At 50.6% G+C, this 16348-nt stretch carries 10 protein-coding genes; 1 reads left to right on the plus strand and 9 read right to left on the minus strand.

The window, feature by feature from the left end:
• Positions 1-45 precede the first annotated feature (45 nt).
• The 3 genes from CCC32_RS06460 to CCC32_RS06470 form a co-directional block, all read right to left on the minus strand.
• On the minus strand, positions 46-930 hold the full coding sequence (locus CCC32_RS06460; RefSeq protein WP_022317661.1) for a carbon-nitrogen hydrolase: 885 nt from the start codon (positions 928-930) through the stop codon (positions 46-48).
• A gap of 799 nt (positions 931-1729) precedes the next feature.
• Entirely contained in the window at positions 1730-2764 is a 1035-nt protein-coding gene (locus CCC32_RS06465; RefSeq protein ID WP_287073156.1) for an agmatine deiminase family protein, read from the minus strand.
• Positions 2765-2795: 31 nt separating this feature from the next.
• Positions 2796-3329 carry a peptidase associated/transthyretin-like domain-containing protein gene (locus CCC32_RS06470; RefSeq protein ID WP_287073158.1) on the minus strand — a complete coding sequence of 178 codons (534 nt, stop codon included), beginning with the start codon at positions 3327-3329 and terminating at the stop codon, positions 2796-2798.
• A 48-nt stretch (positions 3330-3377) separates the two neighbouring features.
• Here CCC32_RS06470 and CCC32_RS06475 point away from each other — a divergent pair, with 48 nt between their 5' ends.
• Entirely contained in the window at positions 3378-3710 is a 333-nt protein-coding gene (locus tag CCC32_RS06475; RefSeq protein WP_287073161.1) for a hypothetical protein, read from the plus strand.
• A gap of 129 nt (positions 3711-3839) precedes the next feature.
• Here the strand turns inward: CCC32_RS06475 and CCC32_RS06480 are convergent, their stop codons facing one another.
• From CCC32_RS06480 to CCC32_RS06505, 6 genes are all read right to left on the minus strand, one after another.
• Positions 3840-4865: an IS110 family RNA-guided transposase gene (locus CCC32_RS06480; protein ID WP_042517114.1), complete on the minus strand. Its 1026-nt coding sequence runs from the start codon at positions 4863-4865 to the stop codon at positions 3840-3842.
• A gap of 586 nt (positions 4866-5451) precedes the next feature.
• Positions 5452-7494: an alpha-amylase family glycosyl hydrolase gene (locus CCC32_RS06485; protein ID WP_287073163.1), complete on the minus strand. Its 2043-nt coding sequence runs from the start codon at positions 7492-7494 to the stop codon at positions 5452-5454.
• A 12-nt stretch (positions 7495-7506) separates the two neighbouring features.
• Positions 7507-9435, minus strand: coding sequence for a glycoside hydrolase family 13 protein (locus tag CCC32_RS06490; RefSeq protein WP_287073165.1), 1929 nt, complete (start codon positions 9433-9435; stop codon positions 7507-7509).
• Positions 9436-9496: 61 nt separating this feature from the next.
• On the minus strand, positions 9497-11386 hold the full coding sequence (pulA, locus tag CCC32_RS06495) for a type I pullulanase (RefSeq protein WP_287073234.1): 1890 nt from the start codon (positions 11384-11386) through the stop codon (positions 9497-9499).
• A 37-nt stretch (positions 11387-11423) separates the two neighbouring features.
• Entirely contained in the window at positions 11424-13523 is a 2100-nt protein-coding gene (locus CCC32_RS06500) for a glycoside hydrolase family 97 protein (RefSeq protein WP_042518766.1), read from the minus strand.
• Between the two features lie 139 nt (positions 13524-13662).
• The gene (locus CCC32_RS06505; protein WP_287073167.1) at positions 13663-16332 is read right to left on the minus strand and encodes a 4-alpha-glucanotransferase; all 2670 of its coding nucleotides are present in this window, start codon (positions 16330-16332) and stop codon (positions 13663-13665) included.
• Positions 16333-16348 lie beyond the last annotated feature (16 nt).

The following is a 16348-nucleotide window of genomic DNA, read 5'->3' on the forward strand; positions in this document are numbered from 1 at the left end:
CGTTTAATTTATTTTTTTATGACTGCTTGGTTGTAATCCACTTGTCTAATCAATGAACCTCTTTGTTATGTCGCCATATTCATCAATGCGGCGGTCGCGCAGGAATGGCCACCAACGGCGTACCTGCTCACTGTGGCCGAGGTCGATGTCGAGAACGAGACTCTCCTCATCGTCGTCAGAAGCCTGATAGAAGAGTTCGCCCTGTGGACCGGCAACGAACGAACTGCCCCAGAACTGTATTCCCTTTGTCTGTCCCGATGGGTCTGGCTCAAAGCCAACGCGGTTTACTGTCACTACCGGCAGTCCGTTGGCCACGGCATGTCCTCGCTGCACCGTTGTCCACGCCGTGCGCTGGCGCTGTTGCTCCTCTGGTGTGTCGCTTGTTTCATATCCGATGGCGGTAGGGTAGATGAGCAGATCAGCTCCCTGGAGCGCCATCAGGCGTGCTGCCTCAGGATACCACTGGTCCCAGCATACGAGCACTCCGAGTTTTCCCACTGAAGTCTGTATCGGATGGAATCCCAGGTCGCCGGGAGTGAAATAGAATTTCTCGTAGTATGCCGGATCGTCAGGGATGTGCATCTTGCGGTATTTGCCCGCTATCGTTCCGTCTTTCTCTATCACCACGGCGGTGTTGTGGTAGAGTCCTGCAGCTCTCTTTTCGAAGAGCGATATCACCATCACCACTCCCAGGCGGCGTGCCAGTTCACCGAAGAAGTCGGTAGACGGTCCGGGTATTGTCTCCGCGAGGTCGAAGTTGTTCACATCTTCCACCTGACAGAAATACAGGGAGTTGTGCAGCTCAGAGAGGATGATCAGTTCGGCGCCACGTCTGGCGAGGTCTGTCACGTTCTCCTCTATGGCTTTCATATTTTCAATGATGTCTGCAGTCTTCTTCTGCTGCAGAATTCCTATTCTTAGTTGGCTCATATTGTTATTTTGTATTTAGTTATCTTTTTTGTTGCCTTGATTAGATTTCAAGGGCTTAGAGTTATTTTTTTTTGTTACCTTGCTTAGATTTCAAGGGCTTAGATGACATTCCATTTTGTTACCTTGCATATCCAAGTGCTTTCAGAGGCATGCATACCATTCCCTCCCCTACGGGGGAGGACAGGTGGGGGCTGCTGTCATAGGTATTCATTGCCTGGCAATCATTATCAGCCCCCTCTCGTTCTCCCCCGTAGGGGAGATGCAGGTTACTCCGTTGCTGTTTTCCTCTGAGGTTACTCTGCTTGTCATTTTCATCAGCTGCCTTCACCGGTCATTACTATCTGTCCCTCCCCTACGGGGGAGGACAGGTGGGGGCTGCTGTCATAGGTATTCATTGTCTGGCAATCATTATCAGCCCCCTCTCGTTCTCCCCCGTAGGGGAGATGCAGGTTACTCCGTTGCTGTTTTCCTCTGAGGTTACTCTGCTTGTCATTTTCATCAGCTGCCTTCACCGGTCATTACTATCTGTCCCTCCCCTACGGGGGAGGACAGGTGGGGGCTGCTGTCATAGGTATTCATTGTCTGGCAATCATTATCAGCCCCCTCTCGTTCTCCCCCGTAGGGGAGATGCAGGTTACTCCGTTGCTGTTTTCCTCTGAGGTTACTCTGCTTGTCATTTTCATCAGCTGCCTTCACCGGTCATTACTATCTGTCCCTCCCCTACGGGGGAGGTTAGGTGGGGGCTGCTGTCAGCAGAATAACATGACTTGGTTTCGCCCGTCAAAGACTCTTTCCCTGTCTATTTGAAATACTGCATTGAGCAGCAGTGCAGCGAACCATGCTGTCTCACCACCACGCTGCTGTCTATGCCAATCAGTTCCCTGTAGGGGAAAGCCTCTGCTATGACGCGTCGTGCCTCCTCGTCGTTTTCAGGTTGGTTGTATGTAGGATAAATCACGGCATCGTTTATGATGATGAAGTTGGCGTATGTGGCAGGCAGTCGTTCACCGTCCTCATATATCGCCTCCGGCATCGGCAGCTTCAGCAGACGGTATGGTCTGCCGTCGTCGGTGCGCAGCGTGGCGAGTTGTTCTTCCATGCGGTGCAGCTCGTCGTATTGCTCATCCTCCTTGTCGTCGCATCCCACATACACCAGCGTGTCGTCGGGTGCAGTGCGCACCAGCGTGTCGATATGTCCGTCGGTGTCGTCGCCTGTTAGATGTCCGTAGTCTATCCATACTATGCGGTCGGCACGCAGCATCTCCTTCAGCCGCTTCTCTATTTCCTGTCGCGAGAGAGGTTGGTTGCGGTGGGGGGCAAGCAGACAGCAGCTTGTGGTGAACACCGTTCCCTTGCCGTCGCTCTCTATCGATCCGCCTTCGAGCACGAAGTCGTTGTGGTCTTCATACCGTCCTTCCACGATGCCGTTTTCATACAGACTGCGGTTGATGGAATTGTCGAGGGACGCTTCGAATTTCTCGCCCCATCCGTTGAAGCGGAAGTCGAGCAGCGTGAGAGGGCCGTCTTCAGCATTCCTCTCTTTCATCGAGATGAAGGCGTGGTCTCTTGCCCATGTGTCGTTGGTAGGACACTGGTGTAGCGTCACCCTTTTCATCTGCTCTTCAGAAAGTCTGCCGCATAGCATCCTCTCTACCTCCTTCGTGTCGGGTGCCACGATAATCAGTGGTTCATATCTTGTTATGGCATCCGCCATCTCCACATACGTGTTGTTTATCTCGTCGAGACAATAGTTCCAGTCCGTGTCCTTATGAGGCCACGTCAGTTGCAGTGCCCTTTGTCTTTCCCATTCAGCGGGCAGGTATAGGTTGTTCATGCAATGATGTTTTTTTCCTGTTATATATGGGTTAATAATTATCCAATATCTGTTTGCGCTTCTGTTTCTTCACCTCCTTTTTGTGTTCTATGCTTCGCTGTATAGGGTTGGTGATGAGTTTCAGCAGTCCGAGAATGTCGAAACCATTCGTCGGCTTTATGCCAAGCAATTGTTTGTCGATTGTCGTCATTCTTGTGAAATCTCTTATTTTTCCCCTCTTGCCGTATACCACCACTTCGTTGAGCATCCTTGCCGATGGCAGCATGAACACCGTGTCGGTCAACTCCTTGTGGTTCAACACCCTCTTTTCGAAGTTCGGATGATAGAATGCCACAGTCTGGAAATTCTCCGGCAGTTGGAATGTACCGTTCCATGGAGTCTTTATGGTACTGTCGTTGTCGCATTTCACGAACACGTTTCTCAGCGGTTGTTTCGTTGAGGCATCTATTACGATACCCTTCCGTTGTGCCGAGGCATGACAAACGATGGTCAGCATCCATAAGGTCGTTATCCATCTCGCCACCGCCATGCCGTGTTCTGACTCAATGTTTCGTAATCCGCTCATATCTCCATCAGGTTCAGAAAAGTTGTCTACAAAGATAATGCAAACCGAATGCAAAATGAAATAAATGATTTTATTTCTTTTGCTGAGGTGCCGCTTATCTTATACAAAGATAATGCAAACCGAATGCAAAATGAAATAAATGGATTTATTTCTTTTGCTGAGGTGCCGCTTATCTTATACAAAGATAATGCAAACCGAATGCAAAATGAAATAAATGGATTTATTTCTTTTGCTGAGGTGCCGCTTATCTTATACAAAGATAATGCAAACCGAATGCAAAATGAAATAAATGATTTTATTTCTTTTGCTGAGGTGCAGTTTATTTTATACAAAGGTAATGACATTTCTCTATCCTTTGGCAATCCCACACCAAAGTTTTAAGCAATATTTTGGCATTTTATATCATATTATTGCAGTCCGGTGAAACTCCAAAGCGCAATAATAAAAATTACATTGAACCCAAATCGCTTTCTATGTTAATATCCAAATGTTTTGACCATTATTTTCAATTTATGCTGAGATTTTATATTCAGGGGTGAATGTTTGGCGATTTCTGACCATGGCTGTGACCAAATGTACAAGTTTGTTCTTGACATTGTTCAGTGCAACCTGCTTCTTCTTTCCTCGTTCTACGAGGCGCATGTAGTACCTCGCCATAATGGGATTGAAGTTGACGGCAGCTAGTGCCGCTTGCGTCAGCATGGCCTTTATCTGGCGGTTAGCCATATAATGTACATGCGGATCGGAATGCACACTGGTTCCCGAATCTTTGCCAAATGGAGCTAGGCCGTAATAGCAGGCAATCTTGCGTGAGTCGTAGTTGAAACGCCGGAAGTTGTCGGTGTACACCATCAGGCACACAGCGTTCTGCGTTCCTATGCCAGGCACCGAGGTCACGATGGTGAACACCTCGGTGAGTTCCTCGTCCGACTTGATGAGATCGGCAATGCGCTTATCTATCTTCTCTATCTCCTTATTGAGTTCAGAGACGATGTGCCGTCCGCTCTGCGAAATCATTGTCTTGACTGGCGACTTCTCCATAGTGAGTCGCTTTTCGCCTCTACGCACCTGGAAACTGCATCTGTGTCTTACGATCATCTGACGGTATAGGAACAGCTCACGCAGTTGTGTAAGCGACTCGCTAAGAGGCTCGTACATAACGGCTTTATCGTAATTCCTCATGGCGTATTCTGCAATCATCGAGGCGTCAGCACGGTCAGACTTCAATCGTCTAAGACCAGATGCGTCTTTGATGCTCTTTGCGTTCTCAAGCCACATGTCGTAGCCTTTACCGTAGAGGAAGTTGCACAGTCCCTTGCTGTAGTCGCCCGTGTTCTCGCCACAGAAGAGCCACAAGGACGAGTCGATACCGCAGGAATTCTGCTCAACCCACTTGACCAACTGCCTATAGCCAGACACGGTTGTCTTGAACTCGTTGAACACTCTAGCAGCGGTTTCTGCCAGTCCGTCTGCAAAAAGGATAGCCACATCAACTTTTTCTTTCGAAAAATCAACTCCGATAAATAAATTCTTCATAACTTTGTACGAGTTATATTGTGTAGAATTGGTCAATAGTTGTATGGACTAACACTCTAACAAGGCTCAGAGCCGATAACTTTCTATCTGGTCTTTGCAACTATGTCGATGAGGACCTAAACGATTTATAGCTTTACGGCTGGGTCATTAGCTGGTTTACCTCTTCGACAGACCGATTCTACCTTTTTACAACAAAGGTACGAAACTGTCTTTAGCAATCATAGTTTTACCTTGATTATTTTGGAGTTTATGCGACTTCGTCGCAATCTTCTGCAAACTTAGAGGTCATTAGGCCGTTTAATGTATAATTATAATAACTGCTTGCAGTCTTTTGTTTTTTATAAGGCGCCTTTTGCTTGTTTTTAATTCGCAATAGCTCGCTATTACTCATTAAAAACCAAACAAAATCCATCTTTCTAAAAAGCAAAATCCAAGCAAGCCCTAATGACCGATTGGGGTTGAACGGCCTAATGACCGTTTGGGCATAAAATACCCCAAACCAGCTGTTGCAGCTGATTTGGGGTTAATGATAGAATAGGGAGCCGCTTGTGAAAAAAGGCGGCAATAATTGCTACAGTAGCCAAAATCACTTCACTACCTTCTTGCCGTTCACGATGTATATTCCAGATGGAAGACCTTGGGTTGCCTCGCCGGCAGAAACATGACCGGAGAAGGAGCGCAGCGTGCGACCGTCGAGAGAGACTACGGCGGTAGACTTTGCTATAGGCATGATGGCGGTTGACGGAACCGCGATTCCGGAATACTGAGATGTCACGTCGGCAACCTTGTAGTGGCCGTTGCTGTCTTTCTCTGTCGTTATTTCGAGATAAGTGGTGGCATTGACGTTCTGGATGTTCTCAGTCTGAGACTTGCCGTTGTCGGTGCTGAACACGAAGTTCACGTAGTCGTCTATGCTGTTCATGGTATAGCCCAGTGAATACCATGTCTTTCCATTCTCCGTCACCGTTGTCGTCACATTGTCGCCAGGCCATTTTTGTATCGTTGGGTTGTGGCTTCCGTCGCCGCCCCACGACCATACGTTCATTGCGGTCCAGCCCACTTGGTCGGCATTCACGTTCACCGTTATGGCATAAGGCGAGAAAGCCTTGATGGAGTAGTGGCGCTCCGTGATGCCCGTCACGTTGCCGTCAACGAGCAGTCCAGCCTTGAGAGTTACGTCGCCCTCAGGCAGTGCCACCTCATATCCGCTTTCAGCCACGCTGCTGTTGGCTGTCGGAGCAGTACCGTCGAGAGTGTATACAATCTTGGCGTTGTCGTTTGTAGAAATGGCGCGCAGCAAAGCCTTCGGTGTGTCATGATATTTCCCCGATGGCAGGTCTATCCATGCCGTCTCTCTGTTTCTCTCCAGAAAGTAGCGATAGTGGTATCCCTCTGTGGCGAGCGCCCATGTAGTGTTGTCGGCAGTATAGCTGTTTGCCGATGTACCCACGGCAACATGAAGTCGTCCGTTAGTACCCGTGGTCGTGAACACATAGCGTGCCACGGTGCTTACGTTGCGGTTCCATGCGCTCTGGTTCGTGATGCCTGTGAGGTTGCGCAGCAGAATCATGTTCTTTATCTCCCGTTTGTGGTCAATCCAGTGTTTCATGAACACACACGGTGTTCCCGGCATGGCGAGGATATAGGCGTTGGCAGCGAGGGTGTCCTTCTTGATAGGATCCTGCTGCTCCGATTCAGACCGCTTCTCCGTGTCGTGGTTTTCAACAAATGTCACGGCATAACGGCAGTAGTCGCCATCCGTGGCAAGTCCACCGTTGTCGAGCTTTGTCCAGTTGCTGTATGCCGTGGCGTCGCGAACGGCATATCGGGTGGGGAAGTCGAATGCCGCACTCTGTATCTCACCATTCTGGGTGGTACCGTTTATCCAGTTTTCCACATTTTGCTTGTTGCCGTCGAAATATTCGCCTACCGAGAATGCAGGCTTTGCCGCAGTGTTGTAGATACCGGTGAATTTGGCGTCGTAGCCCTTAACCATATCGTAGCGCACTCCGGAATACCCCAGGTCGTTGAGTAGGAAGTCGAGATAAGCCTTGACGTTGTTCTGCACGTTGCTGCTGTTGTGGTCGAGGTCTCTGGCAAAGTCGACACCATCTCCCGTGTCGTTGTTGTCACTCAGATTGTAGCCGTTCTCCTTAGCCCATGTAGCGGTCTTTCCGCTGCAGTCATCCTTGCAGATGTCGGTAGGCAGCAGCTGGTATGTCACTCCCTTGTAGGTTTCCTTCGGGAAGTCAACCCAGTTTGTTAGCGTCTTCCTGTGGTTTATCACCACATCGGCAATGGTGCCCAGTCCTTTCTGTTTGAAGGTGGATATCATAGAGCGCAGTTCCTCTTCAGAACCGAATGCGCTCTTGTAGTTGTCAAACCAATAGAGATCGTCGTATCCCATGGATTCACCTCCGCAGTTGCCGCTTTGCGGAATCCATATCAGGTTGAAATACTTAGACAGTTCGTCGGCCTGTGTCTCGAGTTTTTTCCAGTTTGAGGCGTCGTAGCTGTTCCAGTAGAATCCCTGGAGCATCACGCCTTGATGATTTGTAGGCCATCCCTGTGCCATGAGCATGGATGGGCATGCTATTGCGGCGATGGCAGTAATTAGTTTCTTGTTCATGGGGAATTGTGTTTATTTATTTTCAAACTCCAGAATCATCGTGCCACGAGGTGAGAGCGTTACATCCTTCGTGATGTCTATCTTTCTGTTTGTCAGGATGTTTGTGGCTGTCTGTGCTTCGTTTATCACTTCGGCATAACGCTCCACATGGAGTTTCTTTTCATGGCTTGTGCCGTTTAACACGGTCATCACCACCTTGTTGCCCAATGTGCGGGCAATGACATAGATGCCGTCGTAAGGGATGAACTGAGTCTGTTTGCCTTTTGTTATCACGTCGTTGCCGTTGCGCCAGTGTAGCAGACGACTTGTCCAGTTGAACATTGCGTTCTCCTCCTTCGTGAGTCCCTCTTTGGTGAAAGCATTGCGCTTGTCGCCGGCAAAACCGCCAGGGAAGTCGCGGCGCACGTTGCCGTCGGTCACCTTCTTCGAGCCGTTCATCAGCACCTCCGTACCGTAGTATAGCTGTGGAATGCGGTTGATGGTGAGCAGCAGGGCGAGAGCCTGTTTCAGTTTCAGAGTGTCCTGACCCTCTCCGAGGAATCTGTCAGTGTCGTGGTTCTCGATGAATGCCATCACGTGTGACGGGTCATTGTAGAGATAGTCGTAGCAGAGCGAGTTGTAGATGCGGTTGAAACCGTTCCACCATCCGTCGGTCTCTTCGTTTTTGGCAAGATTCAGCCTGTCGAAGAAGCTGAAGTCCATCACCGTCTTCAGATTAGAGTTGATGTCGCTGAGTTTCGAGTCCTTCTGCCATGCCGCTGTGTATGCGGGTTCTGTCACCCATGTCTCTCCCACGGTGTTGAAGTTAGGATATTCCTCGTTGAGCACCTCCATCCATTTTGCCATTGCCTTGCGGTCGGCATATGGGTAGGTGTCCATTCTGATACCGTCGATGCCCACTGTCTCTATCCACCATTCGCTGTTCTGGATGAGGTAAGTTATTACGTGGCTGTTGCGTTGGTTGAGGTCAGGCATCGAAGGCACGAACCATCCGTCAACGGTCTCCTTCATGTCCACCTGGCTGGCGTATGGGTCGAGCACAGGTGTCAGCTTATAGCTGGTCTGCAGGTATTTGTCGTTCACCTGAGCCGCACCGTCTATAGTATTCGTTTTCTTGTTGTTTGCCTGATTCTCAGGACTCAGCCATTCAGGATAGTTGAACCAGTCGGCAGAAGGCATGTCCATCACCCAGGGATGCTCGAATCCGCAGTGGTTGAAAATCATGTCCATCACCACTTTCAGTCCCTTTTTATGAGCGTCGGCAACGAGCCTGCGGTAGTCTTCGTTGGTTCCGAACCGTGGGTCCACCTTATAGTAGTCTGTCGTGGCATATCCGTGGTATGTGCTCTGTTTGCCGTGGTCGGGAGAGTTGTTCTCAAGCACCGGAGTGAACCACAGTGCCGTTACTCCCAGCTGGTTGAAATAGTCCAGATGCTGGCGAATGCCCTCCAGGTCGCCGCCATGACGGAGGCTCGGTTCGTTGCGGTTGATTGAGTAGGGATTCATCCCCTTGATCTTGCTGTTGTCTTTACCGCTGTTTGCGAAACGGTCTGGCATGAGCATATAGAGCACGTCGGCATTAGAGAAGCCCTTGTGGTCTTCACCATTCTGCATCCTCTCGTTGAGCGAATATTTCACGGTCTGCGCCTTGCCTTTGGCAGTCTGGAACTTCAGGTTCATCACTCCCGCCTTGGCATCCTTCACGTTCATATATATGAGGAGATAGTTAGGGCTGTCGAGGCGCACCAGACTGTCGATGCGTACACCGGGATAGTCGGTGGATACGTTGGCAGATCTCACGTCCTTGCCGTATACCATCAGTTGCACCTGTGGGTTTTTCATTCCCACGAACCAGTTTGTCGGTTCAATTCTGTCTATTTTTGAAGCCGCACTCATTGTTAATGTTGTGCCCAGCAATAGGGCTGCTATTATCTTTTTCATTAGTTTGTTATTTTTAGTTGACGAGTAAACGAGTTAACGAGTAAACGGATTTACAGGCATTCTACTTTCTGTAAATTACCATTGCCTGTTGTCCACCCACGGTAGCTTTCTGACCGGTTATGCTGCCAAGTCCGTTGACATCCACCTTTCCGTTGTCTACTACCACGGTATATTCCCCTTCAGGCACGTTGATGTCTGTCGGCTGCTTGTTGGCGTTCAGAAACACAATGATGTCGCGCCATGAGTCGCCACCGGCATTATCGTTGAGGCTGAAAGCCACCACTCCCTTGGGAGCATCGAGAAACGACAGATGCTTTCTCACGAGATCGGCATTGGCAAGTCTGAAAGCCGGATGACTCTTGCGTAGAGCTATCAAACCGCTGTAATAGTTGAACACCTGCGGGTATCGCTTCAGATTGTTCCAGTCGAGGTGGTTGATGCTGTCAGGCGACTTGAAACTGTTGTGTACCCCTTTCTTGTCGCGCAGCATTTCTTCACCGCAAAGAATGAACGGCACACCCTGAGAGGTGAGCACCGCAGTCTGAGCCAAGAGGTCCAGACGGATAAGCTCATCTTCCGTTATTCCCGGTATGCTTGATCTCAGTCGGTCGGTGAGACACAGGTCGTCGTGGCAGCTCACGTAGCTTACCATCTGAGTGGGGGAGTTTGTCCATGCCTCCTTGCTGTAGTTCACACGCGTCATGTCAATCTGCGGATGACTGATTGCTCCCACGATGCCAAACTTGAGGCTCTCCTCCATATCAGGCATTCCGGCAAGGAATCCACCCTTATGGTCGTCGCTGAACGGACCGCGCAGTGCGTCCCTCATATCGTCGCAGAAAGCACCGATGCCGTTCAGCTGACGTGTGTTCGCCTTCATCGCCAGTTTGTCGGTAGGGTAGGCACAGCTGCCGGCGCTCCATCCCTCACCATATATATATATGCTTGGGTCTATCTGGTCTACGGCAGCACGGATATCGTTCATCGTCACGATGTCGTGTACACCCATGAGGTCGAATCTGAAACCGTCGATATGGTATTCATTCACCCAATATTTCACGCTCTCCAGCATATACTCCCTCATCAGCGCCTTTTCAGATGCCGTCTCGTTGCCGCAGCCCGAACCGTCGGAATACTTACCGTCAGCCGTCTTGCGATAGTAGTAGTCTGGATTGACGCGCTGGAAGTTGCTGTTCTTGATGTCGAACGTGTGGTTGTATACCACGTCGAGTATCACTCTGATGCCAGCCCTGTGTAATGCCTGCACCATCTGTTTGAACTCCTTTATTCTCACCGTCGGTGAATACGGGTCGGTGGAATAGCTGCCCTCAGGCACGTTGTAGTTCTTCGGGTCGTAGCCCCAGTTGTATTGCGGCGTGTCGAGTCTTGTCTCGTCCACCGAGGCATAATCGAACGAAGGCAGGATATGGATGGCGTTCACACCGAGTCTCTTCAGATATTCTATTGCTTTAGGGTCGGTTAGCGCCAAGAACTTACCCTTGTTGCCGAGTCCCGACGACGGGTCGATGGAGAAGTCCCTGTGGTGCAGTTCATAAATCACGAGGTCTGCCGGCGATGCCAATGCCGGTCGTCTGTCTTCGTTCCATCCTTCAGGGTCGGTAGACGGCATGTTTACCACGGCACCACGGTTTCCGTTCACTCCTACAGCCTTGGCGAAGAGTCCGGGACACTCACCGTTGCCGGTGTCGAAGGTATAGAACAATCCGTTCAGGTTGCCTTTCACTACAGCCTCCCAGACGCCATCGCCCTTGCTCTTCATCTTCACAGTCTTCATGGGTTTTCCGCCTTCTCCATCCTTGTAGATGCGCAGAGTGGTCTTATAGGGCGAGTTGAGTCTGAACACTGTCTTGTCGGCAGCGAACGACATCTCGTTGAATATCCCCTGAGCCGACATCGGCAGAGAGAGGACTCCCATAATGCAGCCCGTCATAGCAGTTCTTATATTAACCATACTTCTCGTTCTTTAGTTATTTCTTAGCCATAATAGACACGGCGAATCCGCCACCTCTGGCTTCCCTGATCTTCAACACGTCGCCACGTTTTACCGTGCGCTTGGTGATGCGGTAAGCCTTCGGATTCTTCTCATAGTCAGCGTCGGCAGCATCCTGATAGATGGTGCATTCGTATTTCTTTCCTTTGTCCAGGAAGTCGAGCTTCACCACGGCGTTGCGCGCCTCTTCGCCAGTCTTGCCGCCGACAAACCAGTTGTCGGTACCTTTTGCCTTGCGGGCCACGGTGATGTATTTTGCCGGTTCGGCCTCAATGTATTTAGAGTCATCCCAGTCGCATGCCACGTCGCGGATGAACTGGAAGGCATCATCGTATTTCTCGTAGTGTTCAGGCAGGTCGGCAGCCATCTGCAGCGGACTGTACATCACGAGATATAGCGACAGCTGTCCGCAGAGCGTGGAATGTACGAAACTCTGGTTCTGGCTCCATTCAGAGAGCTTCGTCTCGAAGATGCCAGGAGTATAGTCCATCGGTCCACCCTGCAGACGGGTGAATGGCAGCATCACCGTGTGGTAAGGCACGCTTCCGCCGAAAGCTTCGTATTCAGTGCCCCTCGCACTCTCGTTGCCCACGAGGTTAGGCCATGTGCGGCATATACCCGTAGGACGTGTCGCCTCATGTGCGTTCACCATGATATGATGCTTGGCAGCCTCTTCCACCACGCGCTGGTAGTGGTTGTTCATAATCTGACTGTAGTGGTATTCGCCTCTTGGAATGATGTCGCCCACATATCCCGTCTTCACGGCGTCGTAGCCATATTTGTTCATCAGCTTGAAGGCATCCTCAAGATGACGCTCATAGTTGATTGCAGAAGCCGAAGTCTCATGGTGCATCATCAGCTTCACTCCTTTAGAATGGGCATATTCGTTGAGTTCCTTGATGTCGAAGTCAGGGTATGGCGTCACGAAGTCAAAGACGTCGAGCTTCTGATGGCCGAACCAGTCCTCCCAGCCGATGTTCCATCCCTCAACGAGAACCTCCTGCAGTCCGTTCTTTGCAGCAAAGTCTATATACCTCTTCACCTCAGCTGTGGTAGCTCCGTGAGTGCCGTTCGGCTTGCATTTGGAGTAGTCGGTTTCGCCAAGGCGCACTGAAGGATAGTCGTTGGTGTAGCTCCAGCTCTTTCTGCCGACTATCATGTCCCACCACACACCGCAGTATTTCGTAGGATGAATCCACGACGTGTCCTCAATCTTGCAAGGTTCGTTCAGGTTGAGCGTCAGTTTGCATGACAGCATGTCACGGGCGTCGTCGCTCACGAGCACCGTTCTCCACGGCGTGTTGAAAGGCGTCTGTATGAATCCCTTCATGCCCACGGCGTCAGGAGTGAGCCATGACTCGAATGTCAGCGTCTTCTCGTCGAGGTTGAGGTGCATAGTAGGATAGTCGAGGCAAGCCGCCTCGTGGATGTTGATATACAATCCGTCCTTGGTCTTCATCTGCAGCGATGTCTGCACGCCTGTATCAGAGAACACCGTGGTCGATGAGTTGCTCTTGTATTTCTCGCGGTCGCGGCGTATGATGTCCTTGATGCCGGTGAGCGGAGTGATCTGGTATTCATATTCCTGTGTGTCGTAGTCGCCGGGAATCCAGTATGCCGTGTGGTTGTCTGCCATAGCAAACTGTGTGTGCTCCTCCTTTATCACGAAATAGTTCAGTTCCTCCTGCTGCGGGAACTCATATCTGAGTCCCATACCGTAGTCATACACGCGGAAGCGTATTTTTATGTTGCGTTTCGATGAAGGCTGGTTGAGGCTCACCTCCATCTCGTTGTAGTGGTTGCGTATCGTTGCCGTTTCTCCCCACACCGGTTTCCATGTCTCGTCGAAGGTGGAAGTCTTGTGTCCGGTCTCCTTGAAACCCTTCATGAGGTCGGTCTCCTGCATTCCCTTCGAGGCATGTTTGTCTTTGGCGAGTTCCAGTCCGAGATGCGACGGCTTGCACACCGTCTTTCCCTTGTATTCCATCTCGTAAGTAGGCTGTCCGTCGTTGGTAAGCGAGAATTTCACCGTCACGTTACCGTTCGGTGAACTCACCGTCTGTGCCATTCCAATCATCGGCAATAATGCGATGGACAGCAGCGCGCTTCTCAGACCGCTGTAGTTTGATGCCGCCGGAAAGAAATCCAGCGGACTATATGTTGACTTTTTCTTTTCCATTGTTTCGTTATTGTCGTTATTCTTTTCTTTCAGATATTTATCTCAGCTTCACCAGTTCCTTAATCGCATCGTTGTATTCCTTGTCAGCGATCAGGTCTTCGATGTTGATGTGCATGCGGTAGCGCCAGTAGTGGCGGGGGTTGGCAGGGATGTTTATTCTCTCGGCGTCAGCGTCGGGCAGACGCAGTTTCTCGTCTAAGGCAAACCAGTCTTGCAGCGACAGGATGCAGAGCATCGACGGACAAGTCAGCTGGTTTGCTATTATGTCGCGTGCCAGCCATCCCGGCAGAGGATGAGGAGCAGCACCGCCACGGTAGAGCATAGAAGAATAGTAAACCTGTGTGCGCTCGTAATCCTCGTCCCACCATTGGCGCAGTGTCGGCATGTCGTGAGTAGAGAGAGTGCAGACGCTGCGATAGGGGTTGCGCGAGAGAATGCCGAACCTCACCTTCGGGTCTTTCGGCATCTGCTGCAGTTCCAGACTGAGGATGCGCAGCTGATCCATCACCCATGCCACGCAGTCTGGCACCATACCGAGATCTTCGGCACACACCAGCATTCGGGTTGCCTGCACGAGAACAGGCAGTTTCTTCATTGCCTCGTTATACCAGAAATTGTTGTTGCGGCGGTAGTAATAGTCGTTGTATAGACGGTTGAACTTCTCCTTGTCGCTGTCGTAGAGCGCTTCATACATGAAGTTGAGCTGTGCCGTGATTCTTGGATGGAACTTGTTAGGGTCGTTGTCGTCGCGGACGAAGAGCACATCGCTCACCAAAGCATACAGACCGTCTCTTACCCACACATCGTCCATGCTGTCTTTGCCTTTGAAGACGGCCTCAATCTTGCGCTCCGTGTCGTATTCCGGTTTCAGGGCGAAGATGTCGTCGTGTTTGTGGTCGAGGTATTTCTCCACCACCTCGTCGGCATGGATGCCGAACACACGGTCTACGACCCAACGGGCAATGAACGGAGTGGTGAACAGTTCCTCCTGGAAGTGCAGGCCATAGCCTTCAATTTCCTCTCTCGTCATTCCGAGCGACGGGGCGAATTGTCCGAGCAGTCCGTGAACACAGGTGGTAGGTATAGCCCATATACGGAAGAAACCGAGCACGTGGTCAATGCGGTAGGCATCAAAGTATTTCGCCATGTTCTGGAATCTTCTTATCCACCATTCACATCCGTCATCTATCATCCTCTGCCAGTTGTAGGTAGGGAATCCCCAGTTCTGTCCGTTTATGGAGAAAGCGTCAGGTGGAGCGCCCGCCTGCGAGTTGAGGTTGAAGTATTGAGGCTCATGCCATACGTCACATCCGTTGCGGTCCACTCCGATAGGTATGTCGCCCTTGAGAATCACACCACGCGCCATGGCATACTCATGAGCCGCACGCATCTGTCTGTCGAGAACAAACTGCACATAATAGTAGAACGCCACGTCGGCATATTCCTTCGATTTCGGATCGGTGAGTTTCTTGCGGTCAGCCTCATGCCATTGTTCGTGTCCCTTCCATGAAGAGAAGTCCACGTTTCCGAAAGAGTCTCTCAGATGACAATACTGAGCGTAGGGCACTAGCCAGTGTTCGTTTTCTTTTACGAACATCTTGAAGTCTTCGCCCTTCATCACAGCCTCGCCTTCCTGCTTGAATATTATTCTCAGATAGTCTGTCTTGGTATTGTTAACCCTCTCATAGTCAATCTGTTTCAGCTCGTTAAGTTCCTTGCGCAGAGCCTCCATCTCGCGAGCCTTCTTCTTGTCCTTTATCTCAGGCAACTGTCTGAAGTCGGCAAACTGAGGGTGCAGGGCGAAGATGCTGATGGCAGAGTAGGGGTAAGAGTCAGTCCAGGTGTGAGTTGATGTAGTGTCGTTTATCGGCAACACCTGCAATACACGCTGGTTGGTCTCGGCCACCCAGTCTATCATCATCTTCAGGTCGCCGAAGTCGCCTACTCCGAAGCTGCCCTTCGACCGTAGTGAGAACACGGGGATGAGAGTGCCGGCAAGTTTCTCGTCGCATAACTCGAAGAAGGCTTGGTCCAACTCCGTCACTACAACCTCACCGTCGTTTATCGTTGGTGCATGCAGTTGGCGGTTCATGCCAGTCTCCCAGTCCACTCCGCCATTCTCGTTGAAGGCGATGAACTTGAATTCCGTTTCCTCCTTCTTCATTTCCTTCACATTGATGTCAGCCACCCATTCGTTGTAGTTGTGTTCCACCATTGAGATGGCATCATCAGGGTTCCATCTGCCCAGTGCCTTGTCTTCGCCTACGAGAGCCAGACGGCTGCCGCTCCTCAGTTGTGGAGCGCGCACAATGAGTCTCAGAGTCTGGTTGTAGTCAGAGCCTTTCGCCGGTTCCCTGTGGCGGCGGTTCACGCAGTCGGTGAATGCCGAACTGTAGAGATAGGAGTCGTAAGGGATGTCATTCCATCTGTCGTTCACGAAGTATGTCATGGCCCTCTTGGCGTTCAGCTCCAATCTGTGAGACACTGTGGTCCATTCGTGGCGCACTTCGCTGTCGCCGTTCTCCACACTGTAGTAATATTCCATCTGTGACATTCCGTTTTCGGCAGTAATCTCACAGTGCCATGACTTTCCGTCATAGGTATTCATTGAATACACCTTCTCGATGTCTTTCCCTTTGCCTACGACGTTGAGTCTGAGAATCTCACCGAACGTCGTGGCGTATTGTATATTGAAAAATATCTTCATTGTGCAGGATATTTTA

It is taken from the genome of Prevotella sp. LMAG:51 (assembly GCF_008680225.1).
Taxonomy (GTDB): domain Bacteria; phylum Bacteroidota; class Bacteroidia; order Bacteroidales; family Bacteroidaceae; genus Prevotella; species Prevotella pectinovora.